Below are 22,889 nucleotides of genomic sequence, written 5' to 3' on the forward strand. Positions count from 1 at the left end.
CTGGTGATTAATTTCGATTTGTCTGGTGATTAATTTCGATTTGTCTGGTGATTAATTTCGATTTGTCTGGTGATTTATACCAGTGTGCTACCGTAGTACTACGGTATATTTGCTAAGCCTTCTAACGGGCTTTGGAAACCTGTTCAAAACTTCTGGTGGGATTATTCAAAATATCTTATTATTCACGCGAACAATCACCAGAACAATCACCAGAACAATCACGAAGCACCACAAAAAAAGAGGGCTGAAAGTAACTCCACAATCACGCGAACAATCACCACAACAACCACTAGAACAATCACGAATACCGTCCCGAATACCGTCCCGAATGAAAACCATATAAACAAAGGCGGTAAATGTGGTGCTGTCCCGAACACCGTCCCGAAAAATCAACAGAACAATCACTTCATTAAGAGGTTGCTTTGCAGTAAAGCATAGGGCGATTCATGTTTATCAATAAATAATGTTTTGATGATTAATGAGAATAAACAATAAAAACTATGACTTTTGTTTTTAGTAACACTAGAGGTAACATTGGTGTTATTTTATTTTGTGTAATTCCTTTTAAAACAATCTATTATATGTCTTTATTGAGTCTCCCCATCCGCACCACTAGATTATATTTAAAATCAAGAGCTTATATAAGCTCTTTTTTTTGGTCCGATTTCCCATATATTATATTTAAATACTTTCGATTATTTAACGATTCATCGTTTATTTTCAAACTTAACCTAGTTTTATTGATTGTTACCTATAAGCTTTATTTTTCTATTAACATAATTTTATTTAATACTCCCATCATACTGCTTTATACCAATCTCACTAACTATGTGATTATTTCTACTTGCTAAAATCACCAACTACATCCTTATTTAATAATTAGAACAACTAGTTATTGAAATAAATGCTTTGTATTTGGCAATTTTTCTACGTATAAAATTGTTCACTTAATTAATGAAACAGGTATTACTGACAACATAATTTACTCTTGTAGTTACTTTTAGCTGCATCCCTTAAAAGTTTAAGCTCAGAGATACTTTGCAGTAATAGCAGATTGCTTATTTTTTTGATAAATGTCTGAGGTTATTCGTGTTATTGAAAGGATAGGTGCTCGTAATGGTGAAACAGCAAGTCAAGTAACACAATGACTGAGCATATGGCTGAATTTCTTCAAGAGCTTACTGAAAGCTCTAAGCAAGTAGATATAATGGCTGAGAAATTACAGCAACTGGTTGAAACTTTTAAAGTTAGTTAATAGTTCGCTACTAACTAACTTTAAAATTAAATGATTTTAGATCAACTAATAGCGATTAAACCTGTAGATACCAATAGAGCAAAACCAATAGTTACAGTGAGAAGAGAGATTAATGTTGATAGTATGATTATTTTCGCAGCTAAATCAGCGTTGCCGCCCATCGCTTCTACCATAATTAAACTAGCTGTTGCTGTGGGTGACGCTGTTAACAAAAATAACACACCAGCTGCTTTAGGATCGATTGGTAAAATAAATAGCAATATTACCAAAATTAGTGGGCTTAAAATAATCTTACCAAAACTTGCCATCAAGGCAGGCTTCAAGTTTTGCTTTAATTGTTGAAAATTTAATGACCCACCAATGGCGATTAACGCTAAAGGTAGAGTCATTTGTGAAATATACTGGTTACTTTGTAAAATTAGAGCAGGGGTTTTGAAGCCTATTAAGTTTGCAACTAAACCCGCGGTTATTCCAATAATTAATGGGTTTTTAATAATATCTTGAATATTTTTTTTAATAGAGCCACTTTGCTGATTTAAGCTATTATTAAGGGTAAAAATAGACAGTAAATTATATACAATAATCGTTGCTGCTGTTGGTATTGTCGCGATAGCAATGCCTTTATCCGGATAAGCATTCGCACATAAAGCTAAACCTACAATAATTAAATTACCTCTAAAAGCTCCTTGAACAAAAACACCTTTATCCCGCTCAGCACCAACAAACTTGAATGCCGTATAATGGCTTATAATGAATACAATAACGGTAGTTAATAATATTAATGCAATATGGGAAACATTAATAAGTTGTTTAAAATCATGAGATGCAGTACTGGTAAATAAGATAATAGGTAGACCAATATTGAAAATGAATTTAGACGAGATACGAATAAACTCTTTATTAATGAATCTTATATGAAATAACCATGTACCTAACGTTATTAAGATAAATATTGGCGCGGTGATTTGGAGGGCTATAGGTAAGAGTGAAAAAATATTTTGGTTATATTCCATTGTGCGTTTGGTCTTTGTTTATTTTACTAGCGATTAACTTTTTATTTTACGTTATTTCTCCCATAAAAACTCGGTTAACATTAGGTATTGTTTATATTATTAAGTGCTTATATGTTTTATATATTACTAGCGCAATACACGATTTTAGCTGTTTACTGTCTTGTCATCATTTTTATTGTTGTCGATGTTGGGGAACTCAAGACAGAAACAAGAGCCACTGCCTAATGTAGATTCAATTAATACTTTTCCTTTATGCTTATCCATTATTGTTTTAACAATCGTTAAGCCGACACCACTTCCATCTGTTGTTGATAGTCTCTCAAATATAGCGAATACTAATTCGTGATATTTAGGGTCTATCCCAATACCATTATCTTTTACACAAATGGTAGTGGAAGATAAGGTCTGTTGTGTGTATATATCTATTACTAAAGGAACCGATGGGTTACGGTAGCGAATAGCATTACTTAATAAGTTAAGTAATGCTTCACCGAATAATCGTGGGTTTGCATCTACCGTATTTAAATTATCGGTAATGTTTATTGTAGCGTTGCTCTCATTTATAGCTTCTTCAAGAACTCGACATTGTTCTTCAATTATTGTTTGTACATTAACTTGAGAAATAGCAATAGTTTGTTGAACAATACGAGATAAATCGAGTAAATCAGTTAAAAGGCTTTCCATATTTTTAACATTTTCAATGATGCGAGTCAGTCGATGCACTTGCTTTTCGGTTAATGTTGATAACAATTCTGATTTCAGTTGTTGAGTGAATGCTGAAATAGTAACCAATGGTGATTTAAGATCATGAGATACAGTATAAATAAATTGCTCCATTTCTTTATTTTTATTTATTAACTTTTTATTTAACGTATTGGCTTGTTGTTTTTCTTTTTTAAGATCTTTCATGATGCTCACTAAAGTTGCTTGTGAGCGTGTCATCTCTGTTTTTTGAGCTTCCATTTTAATATTTAATGCATTACTTTTATTAAGCTTATGTTGTTGTTCTTTAAAAAAGAATCTGACAATAGCGACTAATGTTATGAGAAGTGCAATCAAAACAATAAGACTTAATTTAAGACTACGCTCTACTAAATCAGTCATTAGTGCTTCAAGTGTGAGTGTAATCTTATTGTATGCCAAGGTGATTTCAATGTGAGAAGGCTCGTCATTATAACGAAGAAATTTGTCTAACTCATGTGTGGTCATTTCTTTATCAAGGAGTTCTGGAAGTGATAAAAGATGCTCATTATAAGCAGATAACATATTTCTTGTATCTTGCATGTTGAGCTCTCCAAGTATTAAAGCGCCTTGTCGCTCAAATTTACTTAATAGAAGTTTTGCAATACGATAATTCTCAAAAGCATTTTCTCGATAGCTAGGCTCATTCGGTCGTAAAATAGCATTTTTAAAATTATGTATTAGGCCGACATAACCAATTTGATTTTGAAGTTCAATGAGAGAAGCATATATTTCAGTTCTGCTCTGTCTGATGTCTTTTTGTTTAGCAACGAAATTTAACGCTATAAATATTTCAAGTGAAATAAAAAAAAGTAGTAGTGTCGCGAGTATAATATTGTTGGATTTCATGGGTGATCACAACGTAACTCTCTAACCAACAATATAACTGTTGAAAGATTATTAAATTTTATAGGTGTATATTTTATTGAATTCATGTATTTATATTCCTATTTTGTCTTATTGTAATTGTTCGTTATTCTGCTTTTGGAAAACATAGCTCTATACACGTTCCTTTATGCAATTCAGATATTAGTGTTACCGTACCGTTTTGCTTTTCCATTGCGGCTTTAACGATATTCAAGCCAACCCCTGTACCTGTATTCGCATCTTTATTAATTTGTTCAAAGATATGAAACACTCGTTCATGGTTTGATTTATCTATACCAATACCATTATCACAGATAAATAGTGAAACAGAAGTATTACATTCTTTAGTATATACTTTTACTTGTAGATCTCGTTTATGGCTTTGATATCTAATTGAATTTTTAAAGATATTATCAATACATTGAGACAGGAGGGTTTTATTTGCCCATAAGAGGTGTAAAGGCTCGGATATAATTAATGTAAATTCCGTTTTTTTATATTCAGGCAGTACTCTTTGCCAATTTTTTTCAATGAGTTTTGTTACATTAAGTGAGGTTTTCGTTATTTCTGTATTCATAATCTTTGAAAGTTGTAACAAGTTGCTCAGTAATGTCCCCATATGTGTTACATTTTCAATAATTCTTTTGAAGCGATGTTTTTGCTTTTCTGATGTATAGGTTGATAACTCGTTAGCTAATGTTGAAGTAAAACCGTTAATAGTCACTAAAGGCGACTTTAAATCATGGGATACAGCGTATACAAATTGTTCTAGCTCTTTATTTTTTGATTTTAGTGTTTTTGCTAATGCCTTGGATTTAGATAAAAGGTTATCTTGAACTTGCACAGCTTTTCTCAACTCTAATTGCAAAACAACTTGCTGGGCGATTATTGTCAGCTGTTTTTTTTGAATATCAGTTAATATTGATGGCTTATTGTTGAGCACACAGAGTGTACCTAACCGAAGACCGTTAGGTGTTATTAGTGGTGCTCCAGCATAGAACTTGATATTAGTTGGCCCCGTTACTAAAGGGTTATCGTGAAATCTCTCATCTTTGTCGGCATTTTTTACTTCGAATACTTGTTCATGGTGAATAGCGTGCGCACAAAACGCAATATCTCGAGGGGTTTCTTGTACTGTAACACCGAGGTGAGATTTGAACCATTGCCGTTTCTCATCAATTAACGAGATAAGGGCAATAGGCATATTACAAACACTTGATGCTAACTCAGTAAGTTGGTCATAGTTTTGTTCAGGTAGCGTATCTAATATCTGATATTCATTTAAAGCCGCCAGTCGAGAGGATTCGTTGTCAAGAATTGGTGCAGATTTCATTGCTAAACGCTCCTTTATCAATTATATAGATTGTTATAAATCTGATAACAAAGAATACTTTTCTATTTATCTTTGTTCCTGTAATTTTACTTCTAATAAATCGGCAGGCATGGGCATGCCAAGGAGGTATCCTTGAAATTTATCAATTTTAAGTTTACGGCAAACCTTTAGCTGGTTTTTCGTTTCAATGCCTTCGGCAACTACGGTAAAGTTTAGTAACTTTAACATAAGAGTTACGGCTTCTAATAAGCTATTCTTTTTATCAGTATTTAATTCATCTTCTTGCAATGTTTTATCTAATTTAACGATATCAATGGGATAATTGTTTAAATGTGATATTGAGGAAAATCCCATACCAAAATCATCCAAGGCAATTTTAAAGCCTGCAGATGAAAGGGAATTGAGTGTTTGTCGAGTAATATTATCGTTGTCTAGTAAAGCGGTTTCAGTGATTTCTAATATGATAGTGTCAGGTTTAACTCCATATTTTTGTGCTGCATATTTAATTTTTTGAGTCAGTTGAGCATTTTGTAATTGGATTGCTGAAATGTTAATTGCTAAGGTAAAATTGTTATCATACTTAGTCTGCCATGATGCTAAATTAGCTAAGGCTGTGTCGATGACCCATTGGCCTAAGTCATGAATTAAACGTGTTTCTTCTGCAATAGGGATAAACTCATCTGGGGTATATGAGTTTGGGGTGTCAGGCCACCTAATAAGAGCTTCAACGCCTTTAATGTTTTCACTGTTGGCACAAAAAATAGGTTGATAAAATAAGCGAAAGGATGAGTTCTTAATTATTTCATTCATTTCATTTCTGATAAAGAAACGACGGTTAAATTCATTTTGATAATGTAATTCATAAAAGCATAGTGTGTTTTTACCATTCTTTTTTGCTCTATACATGGCGACGTCGGCATATTTCATTAGTTGATCATGGCTATTTGCATCATCTGGGTATAACGCCGCACCAATGCTCACTGTACAGTCCATTCTCTGACCATCGATTAAGAAAGGCTGTTGAAATGATTGTAAAATACGACTAGCAATCATATTAACTTCTTCTGCAGAGTTTATATTCGCTAAGGTTATTGCAAATTCGTCACCGCCTAGTCGGGCAAAGCCATCGTTGATTCTTAGGCAATTTTTGACTCTAGCGACTAACTCAACTAGAAGTATGTCTCCAGCGTGATGACCTAATGAATCATTAATATGCTTAAAATCATCTAGATCTAAAATGAGCATGCCAACAGAAAGCTTTAAACGATCACTATTAGCAATCATAATGTTTAACGTTTCATCGAAATAATGACGATTATGTAAGCCAGTTAATTGATCAGTTTCAGCCATATTCTTTAAGGCCAAATAACTTTCCTGCATTCTTTGTTCCATTTCAAAGCGCTTTTTAGAGTGAATAATTGCTTGAGATAGCTTAATATGTGAAATGTCGCTTTTAGGAATAAAGTCTTGTGCACCAGCTTCAATACAATTGAGGGCGATTGATATATCTTCTGCGGCACTAATAACAATAATTGCTGTATTACCTAAATTGGGACGTGAACGCATCTCAATAATCATTTCAATACCATTAATTTCAGGCATATGATAGTCAAGTAATATAATATCGAATACTTCTTCATCGATTAATACAAGCGCTTTTGCTACACAATCAGTTCCTTTGATTTCATAATTATTTTCTAAAGATGTTCCTAGCGCTCTTTTTGCAAGTGCGATATCAATTTCATTATCATCAACAATCAGTATTTTCATTGCAGAATAAATCCTTTTAAGCATAACTTTTAGACGTTTTAAGTAATTATTTTCTAAGTAAAAATGAAAAAACTGTCGTTGGAAAAGTTAAAAATATATACACGAAAATATTTTAATCACCCTAAAGTGTTTTTATTTACTAAGAGTTTGTACTTTAAATTAATATATGACTATGCTTAATAAATATACATTTTATTATGTACCTTTACACTAGCAGCACATATTAATATTGTCTAATTTTGAACTATTAAATGTACTCTTAAAAAAATAACAACGGATTACATAAAGCATGCGAGTGATAATTATAGAAGATAACACTGATCATTTTGATATTATTGACGATGCATTTATGTCGATTACGGAAATAGATGTGGAGGTAGTTCGGGCTGATACCTTAACTAAAGGGAAGCGTTTACTATTATCAGAAAATTTTGATATATGCTTGTGTGATTTACAACTTCCCGATTCAACTATAATTGAAACCGTAGAATGGCTAAGTTCACAAACTAATCCATTACCTATGGTGACATTAACATCATTAAACAGTAGTGATGTTGCACGAAATTTGCTGAAAAAAGGGATACAAGACTATTTACCAAAAGACTCTTTAACTCCTGCTTTACTTTATAAAACATGTTTATATGCTATTGAGCGATTCCGTCATCAAAAAATAGTGGCGGGATACAACCAAGATATGCAAGTATTTTGTGCTAGCTTATCTCATGATTTTAACGGGCATATTACCCGTATAATGGGCGTATCAAGATCATTAAAATCAGACTTAATGGAACGAACTAGCTGCACACCAACGGAATTGAAGTGGTTTGAGTATATTGAAAAAAGTACAACAGAAGTACATAAATTAGTATCTAATTTGCATAATTACCTGTCTGTAGGTTATACCGATCAGGTTTTTGAGTCCGTTTGCGTAAAGTCAGTGATTGAAAATGTAACTTCTTCCCTTAAAGGTGCTCTGCAAGTAGATTTCGAATTAAATATACCTAATGAATTAACGACTATTCAAGGCAATAGTACTTTACTTCAAATATTGTTCCAAAATTTAATTGTTAATAGTATAAAGTTTAATAATGGTTACCCTATTATTGATATATCTGTGCGAGCGCATGGCAATCATGTTGATGTTATTTTGAAAGATAATGGTATTGGTTTCGAGCAAAAACATGTACAAAAAATATTTTCACCATTTAATCGCCTTGCCAATGGCATGAAATTTGGCGGTTCAGGTTTAGGGTTAAGTATCGTTAAGCGTATTATTGAGCATCATAATGGCAGTATTGAGGCACATTCAGAGTTAGGTGTTGGTAGTCAATTTATCCTAAAATTTAACAAAGAATGATTACACATTTTAGTAATTAAAAGGTTGTTTTAAAATTAATTAAACCACTAGAGGACGTAACGTGGATAATCTTAAGCTAATGTCGGCATTAATGGTAGAAGACAATATTGATCATGCAGAATTGATGATGGATGCTTTCAATGAATTTAATATTAAAAATTCAATAACGCATGTAATGGATGGTGAGGAGGCTATTGCTTACCTAAGAAACGAAGCTCCATTTGAAGATCTTCATAAATTTACTCGCCCTGATATTGTATTTTTAGATATTAGAATGCCTAAACAAAGTGGTATTGCTACCTTAAAAATAATGAAAGAAGACGCTCTGCTCAAAGATATTCCTGTGGTGATGATTAGTACGTCAAACACGTCACCAGAAATAAAAGAATGTTATGGTTTAGGCGCTAGTGGTTTTGTTACTAAACCGTTAAAGTTTGAAGACTTTACAAAGAAAATGAAGGAGTTAAATTATTATTGGGTACTCACTGCTGAGTTACCGACAAAATAAATTATTGATACAACCTCATACTAAAATAGCACTGTGTATACCAGTTTATGCTTGACATAGGTACAGTTCTTATTGCATTTATATATTTCCAAAAGCTAATTAAACAATAAAAAATTTAATAAGTAAAATTTATTAAATCAATGTTTAAATTAAAGCAGCAAAAGTCGAATTTAATTGAGTTATTTTTTAAAATATAACACAATTAAATTCGACTAAAATTACTTAGCTAAGATACCAATAAGCAGCACTATATCGTTAATTGATTTATCGTCTTATTACAAATCAATGCAGTCATTATTTAATTTCTACCGTCGCTTGTGTATGCTTATCAGCCTTAGTTTCATTATGAAAACCCAATTGATTTAACTGTTAGCTCTGCTCGCAAGCGAACTGCTATTTTTTCAATCTGGGAAATAACACGATTCGTTTAAAAGAGATATTACATGTCTAAAACAAATTCAAATAACCCAGCCTATTCTCCTGCTGCCGGTGGTTGGGGCGCACTGAAAAGTTCAACTAAACATATTATTCAAAGTGAAAATGCTATGAAGGGCGTAAAAGCCTTACTTCGAGCAAATCAACCAGGAGGCTTTGATTGCCCTGGTTGTGCTTGGGGGGATTCATCAACGGCTGGCAAAATAGATTTTTGTGAAAACGGTGTAAAAGCAATTGCGTGGGAAGCAACTAGTAAACGTGTTGATGCTACTTTTTTTAAGCAACATTCAATAACAGAATTAAAAAGCTGGGATGATCACTCACTTGAAAAAAGTGGCCGCTTAACTGAACCAATGTTTTATGATGGCGAGAGCGATCATTATCAACCAGTTAGTTGGAATAAAGCCTTTAGTATAGTTGCCGATAGCCTTGCTGATTTGTCTTCGCCTAATGAAGCATTATTATATACATCGGGTCGAGCAAGTAATGAAGTTGCCTATATGTATCAATTATTTGGTCGAGTACTTGGCACTAATAATTTTCCTGATTGCTCTAACATGTGTCATGAGGCATCGGGAGTAGGCATGACAAATAGCCTTGGTACTGGTAAAGGTACCGTTACCATGGAAGACTTTAATGAAGCGGATGCTATTTTTGTTTTTGGTCAAAACCCAGGAACTAATCACCCGCGTATGCTGGGCACATTACGTAAAGCAAGTAAGCGCGGTGCTACGATTGTTTCGATTAATAATTTAAAAGAGCGCGGCTTAGAAAAGTTCTCAGATCCACAAAGTGCAAAAGAAATGATTCTTTTTACAGGCACTAAAATTAGCCAATATTATTTTACACCGCGATTAGGTGGTGATATGGCTTTATTACGTGGTGTAGCAAAAAGTTTATTTGAAAGATTTGAACAAGATAAATCTGTACTCGATATAGAATTTATTAATGAACATTGTCAAGACTTTGAAGCATATAAACGCAGTGTTGAATTAAGCTCATGGGATAAAATAATTAGCCAATGTAGCTTAACAAGAGAAGATATTGAGCAAATAACCGATATCTATGTAAGTAGTAAGAAAGCAATTTTTACATGGGCAATGGGAATTACTCAACATAGTCACTCAGTAGCGACAGTAAGAGAAATTGTTAATGTACTGATGTTAAGAGGTAATATTGGTAAAACAGGAGCTGGTGCATGTCCTGTACGTGGACATTCAAATGTACAAGGTAACCGTACTGTGGGCATTAATGAAAAACCATCTATGGACTTTCTTGATGCATTAGCACAAAAATATTCGTTTAGCGTTCCTCGTGATGATGGTTTTAACACCGTTGAATCAATTCACGCAATGTTAGCCAATAAAGCTAAAGTTTTTATTGCATTAGGTGGCAATTTTGCTGCTGCTACTCCTGATACTAAACGTATATATACGGCATTATCGCAATGTGATTTAACGGTTCAAATTAGTACTAAACTTAATCGTAGTCATCTGATGACAGGAAAAAAAGCACTGATTTTACCTTGTTTAGGTCGAACTGAAATAGATACTCAACAAAGCGGTGAACAATGTATTACCGTAGAAGATTCTATGAGTATGGTACATAGTTCACGAGGGCAAAATGAACCAGCCTCTGTGCACTTACGTTCAGAAACAGCAATTATTGCAGGAATAGCAGCAGCTTCAGTAGGCAATAAAACAGTTAATTGGCATAAATTGGCCAGCGACTATGCTTATATTCGTGACGATATTAGTGAGGTTATTCCTGGTTTTGAACAATATAATGAGCAAATAAAAGCGAGACGAGGTTTTTATTTAACGAACCCCGCAGCGAAGCGTCAATGGAACACGCCAACTAAAAAAGCGATGTTCTCAACAGCCTCATTACCCGAAGAGTTAGCGCATGAAAAGGTGCAAGATAGAACTGATAATATGGTGCTGACATTACAAACGCTACGTTCTCATGATCAATATAATACAACCATTTATGGTATGGATGATCGTTACCGAGGTGTTTATGGCGAGCGTAAAGTTATTTTTGTTAATGCTGACGATATGGAAAAATTATCGTTAGAGCAGGGGGATTATGTTAAACTTACCACAATTTCAAACGATGATATTGAACGTTCAGTCGAAAGCTTTAAAGTGGTTGAGTATACTATACCACAAGGCTGTGTTGCGGCTTATTACCCTGAAACTAACCCTTTGGTACCACTTGAAAGTATTGCTGATGGCTGTGGTACACCCACTTATAAATCTATTCCTATTTCACTAGAGAAAGTATAACGTTAATCGTTATTAATTTAATGGATTAGTGAAATAGAAAAGTGCAAGAAGAGGCCTGATAGCAGGCCTCTTTTTTGTCTCTAGGTTATTTTAGAGCTCCGAAACAGATAAAATAATTTTATTTCTTAACCATTTATTTGCAGGATCTAAATCTACCTTATTGTGCCAATACAAATGAACATCAACATCAGGTAAACTTACTGGTAAAGGAAAAATAACTAAATCGAGTAATTGAGCGTACATCATCGCGGTAACTTTTGTTATGGTAAATAGCATATTGTTATTTGTAATAACTCTACAAGCTGAAAATGAATGCTGACACCTTAAGCCTATTTTACGTTGAAGTCCTAATCGAGCAAGTTCAAAATCTTCAATACTTGTACCCACTGAACGAGATGATACCAGCACGTGATCTTGCGCAAGATACTCGTCTAAACTTAGAGTCGATTGTATATCTGGATGATTTTTTCGGGCTAAAACTACTAACTCACTTTGTTCTAACTTGGTATGTGAAATGTTTTCGCTAACAGGTAAAAGTGTATCTATCGCCAAGTCAATATCACCACTAACAAGTTTATTTTCTATATTACTACGATTTACCCGTCTACTACTCTGAAGCTTAATTAATGGTGCTTCTTTTTTTAAACGCTGCATCAATGGCGGAAGATAAGACGCTTCTAGGGTGCCATGTAATGAAATATTAAAACTTTTACGCGATATTGAAGGCTCAAATTGACGAGATTGTGCTAAACATACTTGTAATTGTCGTAATGCTTCTCGAACATCAGCAACCACATTATTGGCTACCGCGGTTGGACGCATTTTATTACCTTGACGAACAAACAAAGGATCACCAAAATGATCACGCAGTTTACTTAACGAATGACTAATTGCTGGTTGTGATAAGTTAAGTGCTGAGCCCGCCTTAGTAATATTTCCTTCACAATATATGGCTTCAAATACCACAAATAAGTTTAAATCAATTTTCATCAAATCTCCCCGCTAACCCCAACTCACTATTATGAATATTACATCTAGTATTAATAATAGTATTCTTTATAAGAATGTAGATATGTTTTTATTATTCGTATTTTTAATGTAAGTGTTGTGTCTAATATAGTCAAGTAGTATGAATATCATTAATAATGGTTGTTGAATCAACTGTCTGTGTACATTATTAATACTAGGCTTTTAAAGATTACCGGTCTTCAATTTATTATGAAGAAAAATTTGTGTGTAGAGATTAATACTACAACCATTAAATAAATATCACTAAATCAAACTGTCTAACTGAGTAACAATTATTTCATTGGCGCACGCTTCTATTTAATAGTTTTGTTATAAAAGATTAAATTAAACTTGCAAATACAAATGAGAGTGATTATCATTTGGTTCGTTAAAAGGTGAAACACACCTACCAAATAGGTCAATAAAGTATTGCTTTGAATGGTCTTCGATTATTTTAAAATAGTAAATCAGTGAGGTAGCATAAATGGAACATCAACAATGGCAGTCGCTGCTAAAGCTTGGTAATCATTGCTTTCATGAAAAGGAATGGAGTAAAGCGGAGAACTTTTATAGCGAAGCATATGACTTATTAGCTTTTTCTTATCGTAATAATCCTTTGTGTGCTGACACGTTAATGGCTTGGGTTTGTTCATGTCATAATTTATCTGCGCTTTATGAACATCAAGGAAACATCAGTTTAGCATTAAGATTTTTGATGGTGCCACACGAATACCTGTTAGAAGTAACTAACGCTAAAGTAGATGATGAAGACATTAAGTTAATTGCTTTAAAGGCCTTTCATTAATACTATCTCCCATACTACTGTTCAACAAAAAGCACGTCATTTGTGATGACTGCATTGACAGGTTTGACTCATTAAAATTATTACTACAGCAACAAGAAAACGTTATTCATTAATACTTAAAGGAAAATTAGATGTTTAGGTTATATATCGTCATTTTATTGTTATCAGTTTCTGCTCCAAGCTTTTCGCATTCAGGTCATGATCATAGTGATCCTATGGCAGGGCTCATTCATTTACTCTGGGTTGCTCCTCTCGTTATTGGTATTGGTTTAATTATTTATCAATTTACAAAAAAGCACCGTTTTTTTAACAAGAAAAAGTAAGGTACTTATAATGATTTTTGATCTATTAGCTAAAATTGATACTAAATATCCCTTCGATCAAGCTGTCGCGCATTGTGATATACCTTGTAAAATTTATGATCCTATTACAGCACAACTAGCAGTGCTTACAATGATCAGAATGGTTGATTTGTTAAATGAATTAAAAGACTGTGAATCGTTAACTCTCGAGCAACAAGCGACATTTATTCGTTTAGTTAATGAGAAAGAAGCACATGGAAATAAAGTAAAGGAAGAGATACTTATTATTTGGGGAGATTATATAAAGCAACCTCAATTAGATAGTCATCAAAATTTGCACGCACTAACACATGAAATTATGTTGGCAGCTTCTAAGGCGAAACAAAGCATAAATCGTGAAGCTAGTGTAAAGCTATTGGATAAAGTAAATCAGTTTGTTGAAATCTTTTGGGAAACTAAAGGCATTGAAGTTTATCGTGCTATTTGCCCTTATCCACCAGCAGAATCTTTAAGCTATCCTGTACTAAAGTCGATTTAATGGTTGTGCTTAAATTGTTAACTGTAAAAAATAAAAAGAGTGGCAGTTTATCTGCTGAAAAATTAAAACCAGATAATAAAACCCAATGTTTTGGGCTAGTTATAGGGATGTCTAAACTTAAAAAGAGTCAATGATGAATCATTCACTCAATTTTGTATTAGCTAAAGCTTATAATTTAACAAATAAGGTATCGCTACCTTGTTATCGTAGAATGCTATTACCGGTTTTTCTTTGTATTCTGCTATTTCAACCAAAAACGCATGATCTTATGCTTACCGTACTTGCTGATGCTTTTTGGCAAGTAGCTGTTTTTGTCGCGTTTACATTAGCTATTTATCATTTATTTGCCAATAAGCTTAGCTGTTTATACGTTAGTAAAAAGGGTGAACGTAAGCCTATTTATGAAGTGCTAACCGCAAGTGCCATGGGAGTGTTACCTGGTTGCGGTGGTGCCATTATTGTCATTACTCAATTTGTAAAAGGTCAAATGGGCTTTGGATCTGTTGTTGCGGTGTTAACTGCCACAATGGGGGATGCCGCATTTCTTATACTAGCAACAAAGCCTGTAACAGGTTTAATGGTCGTTGCTATATGTTTATGTGTTGGTATTTTATCTGGTGTTATTGTTAATGCAATACATGATCCTAGCTTTTTACGTCAAACGGTAAAGGAATTAACAATTTCCGAAAAAGCCACTCCTATAGAAAAAGAGTTACCTAAAGCCTTAAAAATACAAGGCCTCTTATGGCAATGGTTGTTAATACCTTGTGTCGTCATTAGTTTTTTATTTGCAGGTCAGGTTGATGTTGCCTCGTTAATTGGCCTGAATAATGTAACATTGCAAATGATAGGGGCAGCTTTATGCTTAGTGTTAATTATATTGTGGGCTATTACTAGCGAAGTCACTAATTTTGAATCAATTGTCGCTGAGGATAAAAAATCCAGGCACGATAAAGTCTTTCAAAAAGTCGCTTTAGATACTAACTTTGTTGTTTGTTGGGTTGTCGTGGCGTTTATCGCTTTTGAATTGGCAATGCGCTATGGCGATTTTCAATTAGCCGCTATATTCATTGAATACAGAGCGCTCTCGCCATTAATTGGCGTTTTAGTTGGCGTGATCCCTGGTTGTGGCCCTCAAATTATAACAACTTCTTTGTATTTATCTGGTGCTATCCCATTATCAGCACAAATAGGTAATGCTATTAGCAACGATGGCGATGCCTTATTTCCTGCTATTGCGTTATCACCACAAGTTGCATTGGTTGCAACTCTTTACTCTACCATTCCTGCATTAACCGCTGCTTACGGCTATTATTGGCTATTTGAATAAGGAAACTTAATTTATTTAGCGTCGATATAAAATTTAATATACGAGTTAGTTTCATATTGCTTATACCGGCTTTAACCGTAAATAACGTGTTAAATCGCTATTGATTCTCATTTTTTATTTCACGAGATGTTAAAAAATCGCGTTTGTTGCTCATCTCTTATTGAGGACTTATTAAGATGTTCACGATCTAATCGATGTCACCAAAGACCATTTAAGCGAGATTGCTAATGAGTTTGTGTTATTAATACAAGCAGTTCAAAGGTTAGGTGTTATAGACAAAGATAAAACGCGCAATACCTTACGATTCATGTACAAATTAGAATTGCAGGCTTGCGTATCTTTACCAAAATGAGTAGTGTTGAACGCCTATTTAAGGTCAAATTGACAATATTTTTAATCACTACCCATTGTCATTTTTCCTTTAGCTAATTTGTGGAGTTGGTATGAATCATCAAGTGATTTTATTTGATATAAACGAGACTGTCTTAAACCTAAGTATTTTAAAGCCTACCTTTAAACAATATTTTGGTGATGAAAGCCATATGGATAGATGGTTTTCAATGCTCCTGCATTCTTCAACAGTATGTTTAGTCACTGATGTTCAAACAGACTTTAAAAGTTTGGCATTAGCTGCATTAAAATCAATAGCGGGTCGTTTAGCACTAACATTATCTGATGATGATTACGCTAACATACTTAAAACATTGGCGAGCCTGCCTGCACACAGTGATATAATACCAGCGCTAGTAAAATTACGTGCGGCAGGTTTTACTCTTATTGCTTTTTCAAACTCTTCAACAAGCTTACTTTCATCTCAGCTAAGCAATGCGGGTTTAAATGAATATTTTGATGATGCCATTTCTGTTGAAAGTGCTGGCACGTTCAAACCGTCTAATAATGCTTATCAATATGCGGTAAAAAAACTGGCTGTTCCTGCTAAGGATATTAGATTAGTTGCCGCACATGATTGGGATACGCATGGTGCATTAAGTGCTGGATTAAAAGCTGCCTTTGTTGACAGATTTGGAGCACCCTATAATCCTTTATATATAAAACCAGATATCATAGCGTCTACAATGGAAGGTATTGCCGAGCAAATTATCAAAAGTAACAGATGATAATTTAATGATTTAATCGCAGCTCAAACAGCGGCTATAAATTTCAATATACTATTAAAATAGGATATAAACACTATCACGCTTCGTGTCCCAATGTGTGATAGTGTCAAGTTTTTAAATAACTATTTTAACTGTTTAGAAGACGTAAACCGATCCTCATCCTGATAGATAACTATGCCACCACAGCGGTCACTGAATAATTTTTCATTATTGACCGCTGATCCGACAAAGCGGACGAAAGCGCCTTTGTAGGCAGCGTTCCAAAACTGACAAAACAGAACAGGAGGATTTTTGCAGTTTCTGATAACCTAAAGCGCATAAAATTAACTTTTTAAACCTTGATTAGGTGAGGGCTAAACTGGCTAACAAGTGATACTTGCTCCGTTCGTACACATGTTTATTTTTAAATCTCGTTCAATGTTAATACTGCAGATATGTAAATTAATAATATATTACGTTAAATCAGTATCTTATACTCTATCTATACCAACAGATACATTATCAAACCATATGATTAAAATTCAGTTACTAAGTGGTTAATATATGGGCCTGTAAGGGTGATTAACTATAAAATACAACATTTAACACCATAAATTTTAATAAAATACACTGCCAAACCTTTATAATTTAATCGTTGCAATAAGCTTTTAGGTTAAAACCATCTAAAATCACACCCATATTTAAAAATACTATACATTCAACAAATTATACTATTTGTTTTGTCATTTTTTTTTACACATTTAAGAATCAGATAATTGTATAAAAACTCATCTTATTGACATTTATTGCTTTTTATGTTTTGGCGTATTTATTGCTTTGGTATTATTGTGCAGTAATTAATGAATTAATGAATTAATGAATTAATGAATTAATGAATTAATGAATTAATATTTAAACGGTTACTTACCCAAATTTTTGAAAAAACAAAAAGGAATATCGAATGACTCCTAAACTATTGTTAATACTTTGCACAGCTATCGTACTATCTTTCAGCCCCTTAGCATCCGCCGGCCTAATACAAGCCGATTATACGGCCGTTAACGACAATTTGGCAGTTTACGACGACAAATCTGGCATCACATGGCTTGACTTATCGCTTACTGCTAACATGAGTTATAACCATGCAGGCACCGCGTTTACGGGGTGGCGCCATGCGACAAATTCAGAAATCGCGAGTTTATTTCAAAACAACTTCACTGCACCTACGTACAATCCCAGTGGTTATCAAACCAGTATATTAGCAACGACGGAGTTAGGCCTCGAAGCTAAGATATTTCAACAATTATTTGGCCTTTCGTTTACCAGTACTAGCACCACAACTAGTTTCGGACTATACAGTAATGAAGATGGTGTCCTAAATATTGCCGGTGTAGTGAACGACACCTATGACGGTAATTTAGAAATTTATGGGCCTGATTACGCGAATGATTTTAACGCATACCGTGGGAACGGTAGTCAGATTAGCGGCACGTATTTAGTCAGGTCCGACGTCGAGGTCGTACCGGAACCCGCCACTCTTGCTATTTTTGCATTAGGAATGATTGGTTTAGCATCACGCCGTTTTAAGAAGCAATTTTAAGTTTAACGATTCAGTATCAAGATTAATTATCAATGACAGTATGCCTGAATAAGCACATGTAACCAATATTGCTGATAATCATCAAGAAACGCCCCTCCAATTAGATAGGCGTTTTTTAATATATCTAATGACCTGTTTAGGCTTACTGTTGCTATTTAGAAATTTGATGTCAACGGCAGCTTTGAGCTTAAAGCTCACAAGAAAACATGATAGTTCTCCATTAATAACGGAGAACTATCATGTTTTCTTTAACCGTTTATACACCAACCGAGCCTTGGAATAAAAACAAAATTGTAGGGCAAAAATTACCGCTTAAGCTTCAATAAATTTGGGCAATCCGAATAAGGCTAGAGTTAGTAAATAATATAAGAGACCTTGCACTTTTTAATCTTGCTATTGATAGCTAATTAAGAGGATACGATTTAGTAACTCTGAAAATAAGGGATATTGCCTACGGAAAAACTATTCAGTCGAGAGCTATTATTGTGCAACAAAAGACAGGATTACCCGTTTAATTTGAACTTACCGAAATTACACGAAATTCAGTTTAAGCTTTAATTACAAATTTTCATCTAAGCCCAAACGATTATTTGTTTAAATCACGAATACATTCGTCAGAACATCTATCAACACGTCAGTATGGAAGAATTGTTGATGCTTGGGTTTCCACGATAGGTTTAGAGCAAACTCAATACGGAACTCATACGATGAGAAGAACTAAGCCTTCATTGATATACAAAAAAACTAAAAATTTGAGAGCATGCCAATTATTGTTAGGCCATCGAAAGCTTGAAAGCACAGTCAGATATTTAGGAATAGAGGTAGATGATGCTCTTGAGATTTCAGAAAGTATCGATTCTTAATAATATGCCAGTTCTACATTTAGGAACTGGCATCTACGCCACCATTGAAGACGTACGTCAGAAATATAAAACTGCCATAAAAGACGATTTTGTGGCAGAAGCGAAGGTATTGGAAAGTCAATAATTATTACAAAATTACATGTATTTTACCCAAGCTTGGTGAGTGTTTTTCTTGAAATTAGAAAATTTTTTCGTGGGAAAATACAGTACTAAACTAAGCACAATTGAAAGAGCCCATATTTGCCAAACACTATCTACTCCATAATAAATTCCTTTATTAGCACCGAATATACTCACTAATACCCAATATAAAATCAGCAGTACATATAAGTGCAGTAAGTAGAAAAATAATGGTGCTGAGCCATAATGTATTAGGAAGTTAAAATTATCGGCACTGCTCTTTTCTAACAGTGCTAATACAATAAAAGCTACACCTAAAGTAATTAACAAAAAGCCTAATGATGGTGGGTATTTTGTAAAATTAATAAACGATTGCACCGTTAGAAGCCAATTATCAAAGCTAGTCCACATTACGGGTTCGACATAAATATTACCTAAGCGAATGATAAATAGTGTAAGTAAACTGAATGCCCCTAAGCTGAAAAGTATGCGTATTCTCTTATTAATATCAAATTTTGGAGAGAAGATAGGGGCAATAAAGTACCCTAAACAAATTACCCCAACCCACGGCAACGTAGGATAAGAGACTTTTATTTTAAACGTATCACTCGTAAATAAATATCCTCGGTCATGCAAAATCGTCCATAGAGAATAGCCAAATTCCTCTGGTGCAAAAGAAATGAAATCAAGAGCATTGTGGCCAAAGATAATTGTGATACCTATAAGCCCAATAACACGATGAGGTAAGTAAGTTAAAGCAGCTAAAGCTATCATACTTAAACCAATTGCCCACATAACCTGTAAATACAAGGCGTGATAATTCCCAAACCAAGAGAAATTGACCAAGGTTATTTCAAGGAAAATAATAAACAAGCCTCGTTTAAGGAGAAATGAATGTACATTTCGCTGAGGTTTATCCTGTGGATTTGCATATAACCAAGCACTTAACCCTGTTAGTAAAATAAAAACAGGAGCACAAAAGTGAGCCATAAACCGGGTGAAAAACAGCGTAGAGCTTGTTTCATCAATAATCATTGGATCTTCAACTTGCTGATGAAGAAAAACACGCTCACGCACATGATCTACCAACATAAATAGTATCACTAGGCCGCGTAGAATATCGATTGAAGGAATACGCTTTTTAAGATTTTGCAGATTTGTCATCATTTACCATTATGTAATATTAACAAAAAAAACAGCCCGAATATTCAGGCTGTTTTGCTATTTTACGAAACTAACGCCATAGTTTAGAACTGATATTTAATACTCGCAGTATAGTTAATAGGTGAACCAGGCATCGTCCAAAGTTTATGATATGAATTTTCAAAATACTTTTCATCAAATAAGTTGTTGATATCTAGTTTCAAACTTAGCTGACTATTGAGATCCATGACCGCAGATACATTCACTAAGGTATATGAAGGTAAAATATAATTGGCATCGGTTGTTTCACCCAAACGATCGCCTATATAGCTTACTGTAGTTGCTAAATATGTTTCTTTACCCATGAAGTTAGTCTGGTGTCTTAATGAGAGGTGACCGATATGATCAGCAACATTAATTAGACGAGATCCTTTTGGAATGGGCACGCCCCAATCTGAATTAATCACATCATTAGCAGTGCGAGCGTCAGTATAAGAATAGGCTAACTCCATACTCGTATTATCGGTCAACTCTGTAATTAAATTAAACTCAATACCTTGGCTTTCAACTTCACCTAACGTTGCTGAAAGGCCTGTATCAGGCTCAGACGTTAACATATTAGTTTTTTCTGCATCAAATAGAGCAATGCTGCCTGAAAAAAGATTAGCAATGTTTTCCCATTTTGCGCCAACCTCAAAAGATGTAGTTTCTTCAGGATCAAAGGCATTTCGATCAGCATCAAGGCCTGGATTTGGCCTAAAACCTTGGGCATAGCTTGAATACAAGTTTATAGAGTCATTTAAGCTATAAACAAAACCAATGCGAGGCGTTACTTCCATTTGCTCTTGATCTTGAGCTTCATTGATAATTTTATTCAATATATCTTGCTTAAAATTATCAACTCTGAAACCAACCAAAAGTTTTGCTTTTTCGGTAAGTTCTATCAGGTTTTGAGCATATAAACCTAAACCTTCCTGTTCTTCCATTGTTTGCGTTGTCGGAGATGTTGTTGGTTGTTCCTGCGTATAATCAGGATTATTTGGATCAATCGCATAGGTTGTATCACCTGAACCCCAAGCTGTACGCCAAACGCTATAATCAGTATTTAAATCAGATTGATAATAATCTAAGCCAATTAAAATATTATTTTTGAAACCTCCAAGCTCTAGTTCACCACTTAGTTCAAAACGAGTGGATAAATCATCTGCTTGATAGTCACGCTCTCTTCGTTGGCGAGATAGTAAGTTCGGGTTGGTATAAACTAGCTGACGACCAGCAGACAGTTCAGTATCTGATGATTGACCTTTAAATGATGAATCTCGGTACGCTAAACCAGCCAATAGGTGCCAGTCATTGCTTAGCTTGTGATTTAAAAGTAACTGATGCCCTAACGCTTCAACAACATGAGCACCATCTCGAATATCTCCATAAAAATCTTCAGCGTCAACGGAATCAAAATAGTTATCGAAAATATATACACCGCGATCTAAAGGTTTTTTCTGATCAAGCACTTCCATTTCATAGCTAAAACTGGTGTCATCAGAAATGTTCCATAAGAATGATGGATTTAAATGTAAGCTTTCTATGAAAACATGATCACGATAGGTATCAGAATCTTCATACGAACCATTTAAGCGGTATGCCATTTCATCATTTAAGCCATTTGTATAATCAAATTCAAATTGCTTTTTATCGTAGTTACCAATGGTGCCTTGGATATAACCTTGTTTATCAAATTGTGGTTTCTTAGTGATGATATTAATAGTACCACCTGGCTCACCCTGACCATATAAAGCTGAACCTGGCCCTTTCATCACTTCAATTGTTTCAACATTTGTAGTACTACGATTACCGTTATAACCACGAGAGTTGAAACCATTAACTAGATAACCAGTTGGATTGTTTTCATCACCAGAAAAGCCGCGAATTGCAAAGCTATCAAACATACCACCGGAGTTATTTTGTCTAACAATACTCGGCAATAATTCTAATGCTTCCATAAAGCGGGTGATGCTCTTAATTTCTAAAGTTTCAGCATTAATTCTATCAACTGCTTGTGGTGTTTCTATAAGTGGCACGTTGCCACGATAAGGCTGCCATATTCTTTTCACTTCAATATGTTCAATATTTTCTGGTGTATCTGAAGCTTGATTAATATTATCTTGTGCTAAGGCACTATTAGATATGGCGAATAATGAAAATAATAACTGCTTGTTCACTGACACTCTCAATGCTTGTGATAAAATAGTGATGTTACAACATAACACTGAAGAATCCTAGAGTTACAAGTAAAACAACACAAATAAAGAGAAAGGGTTTGGCTATTTAATTCGTGATAAACTTTCGCTTTAAACGATGAATTCAATGAATAACAGCAACACACGTAGTAATTTTCAGTAGAATTTCTTTTGTTTAACTTATTTGGCCACCCATAACAACTTATTAGGCCACCCATAATAACGTGGATGAAATTCAATCCATAAACTAAGCTTAATTTACCTTGATTAAGTTTGGTG

16 protein-coding genes and 1 pseudogene are annotated in these 22,889 nt (G+C 34.2%); 10 read left to right on the forward strand and 7 right to left on the reverse strand.

Annotated features, from left to right (window positions below; translation table 11 throughout):
- Nucleotides 1-1,296 precede the first annotated feature (1,296 nt).
- The 4 genes from Q4503_RS13315 to Q4503_RS13330 form a co-directional block, all read right to left on the reverse strand.
- Nucleotides 1,297-2,268, reverse strand: a complete 972-nt coding sequence (locus Q4503_RS13315) for an AEC family transporter (protein ID WP_303602562.1) — start codon at nt 2,266-2,268, stop codon at nt 1,297-1,299.
- 144 nt (nt 2,269-2,412) lie between these two features.
- The gene (locus Q4503_RS13320) at nt 2,413-3,858 is read right to left on the reverse strand and encodes an ATP-binding protein (RefSeq protein ID WP_303602563.1); all 1,446 of its coding nucleotides are present in this window, start codon (nt 3,856-3,858) and stop codon (nt 2,413-2,415) included.
- Nucleotides 3,859-3,982: 124 nt separating this feature from the next.
- Nucleotides 3,983-5,209 carry a GAF domain-containing sensor histidine kinase gene (locus Q4503_RS13325; RefSeq protein ID WP_303602564.1) on the reverse strand — a complete coding sequence of 409 codons (1,227 nt, stop codon included), beginning with the start codon at nt 5,207-5,209 and terminating at the stop codon, nt 3,983-3,985.
- A gap of 66 nt (nt 5,210-5,275) precedes the next feature.
- Nucleotides 5,276-6,979, reverse strand: a complete 1,704-nt coding sequence (locus Q4503_RS13330) for an EAL domain-containing protein (protein ID WP_215972723.1) — start codon at nt 6,977-6,979, stop codon at nt 5,276-5,278.
- A 289-nt stretch (nt 6,980-7,268) separates the two neighbouring features.
- Between Q4503_RS13330 and Q4503_RS13335 the strand changes: the two genes are divergently transcribed.
- From Q4503_RS13335 to Q4503_RS13345, 3 genes are all read left to right on the forward strand, one after another.
- On the forward strand, nt 7,269-8,336 hold the full coding sequence (locus tag Q4503_RS13335; RefSeq protein WP_303602565.1) for a hybrid sensor histidine kinase/response regulator: 1,068 nt from the start codon (nt 7,269-7,271) through the stop codon (nt 8,334-8,336).
- 61 nt (nt 8,337-8,397) lie between these two features.
- The gene (locus Q4503_RS13340) at nt 8,398-8,844 is read left to right on the forward strand and encodes a response regulator (protein WP_215972721.1); all 447 of its coding nucleotides are present in this window, start codon (nt 8,398-8,400) and stop codon (nt 8,842-8,844) included.
- Between the two features lie 443 nt (nt 8,845-9,287).
- Entirely contained in the window at nt 9,288-11,567 is a 2,280-nt protein-coding gene (locus Q4503_RS13345) for an FdhF/YdeP family oxidoreductase (protein WP_303602566.1), read from the forward strand.
- Nucleotides 11,568-11,657: 90 nt separating this feature from the next.
- Here the strand turns inward: Q4503_RS13345 and Q4503_RS13350 are convergent, their stop codons facing one another.
- Nucleotides 11,658-12,557 carry a LysR family transcriptional regulator gene (locus Q4503_RS13350; protein WP_303602567.1) on the reverse strand — a complete coding sequence of 300 codons (900 nt, stop codon included), beginning with the start codon at nt 12,555-12,557 and terminating at the stop codon, nt 11,658-11,660.
- A 502-nt stretch (nt 12,558-13,059) separates the two neighbouring features.
- On the opposite strand from Q4503_RS13350, the gene Q4503_RS13355 reads away from it, so the two are divergent.
- From Q4503_RS13355 to Q4503_RS13385, 7 genes and pseudogenes are all read left to right on the forward strand, one after another.
- A complete protein-coding gene (locus Q4503_RS13355; RefSeq protein ID WP_303602568.1) occupies nt 13,060-13,380 on the forward strand; it encodes a hypothetical protein in 321 nt (106 codons plus the stop codon).
- A 131-nt stretch (nt 13,381-13,511) separates the two neighbouring features.
- A complete protein-coding gene (locus tag Q4503_RS13360) occupies nt 13,512-13,703 on the forward strand; it encodes a hypothetical protein (RefSeq protein WP_215972717.1) in 192 nt (63 codons plus the stop codon).
- A gap of 10 nt (nt 13,704-13,713) precedes the next feature.
- Nucleotides 13,714-14,220 carry a superoxide dismutase, Ni gene (gene sodN, locus Q4503_RS13365; RefSeq protein ID WP_303602569.1) on the forward strand — a complete coding sequence of 169 codons (507 nt, stop codon included), beginning with the start codon at nt 13,714-13,716 and terminating at the stop codon, nt 14,218-14,220.
- Nucleotides 14,221-14,353: 133 nt separating this feature from the next.
- A complete protein-coding gene (locus tag Q4503_RS13370) occupies nt 14,354-15,550 on the forward strand; it encodes a putative manganese transporter (RefSeq protein WP_303602570.1) in 1,197 nt (398 codons plus the stop codon).
- Nucleotides 15,551-15,993: 443 nt separating this feature from the next.
- Entirely contained in the window at nt 15,994-16,668 is a 675-nt protein-coding gene (locus Q4503_RS13375) for a haloacid dehalogenase type II (RefSeq protein ID WP_303602571.1), read from the forward strand.
- A 940-nt stretch (nt 16,669-17,608) separates the two neighbouring features.
- Nucleotides 17,609-18,247, forward strand: a complete 639-nt coding sequence (locus Q4503_RS13380) for a PEP-CTERM sorting domain-containing protein (protein WP_303602572.1) — start codon at nt 17,609-17,611, stop codon at nt 18,245-18,247.
- 326 nt (nt 18,248-18,573) lie between these two features.
- A pseudogene (locus Q4503_RS13385) lies at nt 18,574-19,110 on the forward strand (tyrosine-type recombinase/integrase).
- A gap of 135 nt (nt 19,111-19,245) precedes the next feature.
- Here the strand turns inward: Q4503_RS13385 and Q4503_RS13390 are convergent.
- Nucleotides 19,246-20,394, reverse strand: coding sequence for a DUF1624 domain-containing protein (locus tag Q4503_RS13390; RefSeq protein WP_303602573.1), 1,149 nt, complete (start codon nt 20,392-20,394; stop codon nt 19,246-19,248).
- 83 nt (nt 20,395-20,477) lie between these two features.
- On the reverse strand, nt 20,478-22,592 hold the full coding sequence (locus Q4503_RS13395; protein WP_303602576.1) for a TonB-dependent siderophore receptor: 2,115 nt from the start codon (nt 22,590-22,592) through the stop codon (nt 20,478-20,480).
- Nucleotides 22,593-22,889 lie beyond the last annotated feature (297 nt).

The sequence above is a fragment of the Colwellia sp. 6_MG-2023 genome (genome assembly GCF_030547765.1).
Taxonomy (GTDB): Bacteria; Pseudomonadota; Gammaproteobacteria; order Enterobacterales; family Alteromonadaceae; genus Colwellia.

Coding starts and splice junctions, on each gene's coding strand:
- Q4503_RS13380 (WP_303602572.1), top strand. CDS start 17,609: ATGACTCCTAAACTATTGTTAATACTTTGCACAGCTATCGTACTATCT.
- Q4503_RS13315 (WP_303602562.1), bottom strand. CDS start 2,268: ATGGAATATAACCAAAATATTTTTTCACTCTTACCTATAGCCCTCCAA.
- sodN (WP_303602569.1), top strand. CDS start 13,714: ATGATTTTTGATCTATTAGCTAAAATTGATACTAAATATCCCTTCGAT.
- Q4503_RS13370 (WP_303602570.1), top strand. CDS start 14,354: ATGAATCATTCACTCAATTTTGTATTAGCTAAAGCTTATAATTTAACA.
- Q4503_RS13335 (WP_303602565.1), top strand. CDS start 7,269: ATGCGAGTGATAATTATAGAAGATAACACTGATCATTTTGATATTATT.
- Q4503_RS13360 (WP_215972717.1), top strand. CDS start 13,512: ATGTTTAGGTTATATATCGTCATTTTATTGTTATCAGTTTCTGCTCCA.
- Q4503_RS13350 (WP_303602567.1), bottom strand. CDS start 12,557: ATGAAAATTGATTTAAACTTATTTGTGGTATTTGAAGCCATATATTGT.
- Q4503_RS13390 (WP_303602573.1), bottom strand. CDS start 20,394: ATGACAAATCTGCAAAATCTTAAAAAGCGTATTCCTTCAATCGATATT.
- Q4503_RS13345 (WP_303602566.1), top strand. CDS start 9,288: ATGTCTAAAACAAATTCAAATAACCCAGCCTATTCTCCTGCTGCCGGT.
- Q4503_RS13355 (WP_303602568.1), top strand. CDS start 13,060: ATGGAACATCAACAATGGCAGTCGCTGCTAAAGCTTGGTAATCATTGC.
- Q4503_RS13325 (WP_303602564.1), bottom strand. CDS start 5,209: ATGAAATCTGCACCAATTCTTGACAACGAATCCTCTCGACTGGCGGCT.
- Q4503_RS13375 (WP_303602571.1), top strand. CDS start 15,994: ATGAATCATCAAGTGATTTTATTTGATATAAACGAGACTGTCTTAAAC.
- Q4503_RS13320 (WP_303602563.1), bottom strand. CDS start 3,858: ATGAAATCCAACAATATTATACTCGCGACACTACTACTTTTTTTTATT.
- Q4503_RS13330 (WP_215972723.1), bottom strand. CDS start 6,979: ATGAAAATACTGATTGTTGATGATAATGAAATTGATATCGCACTTGCA.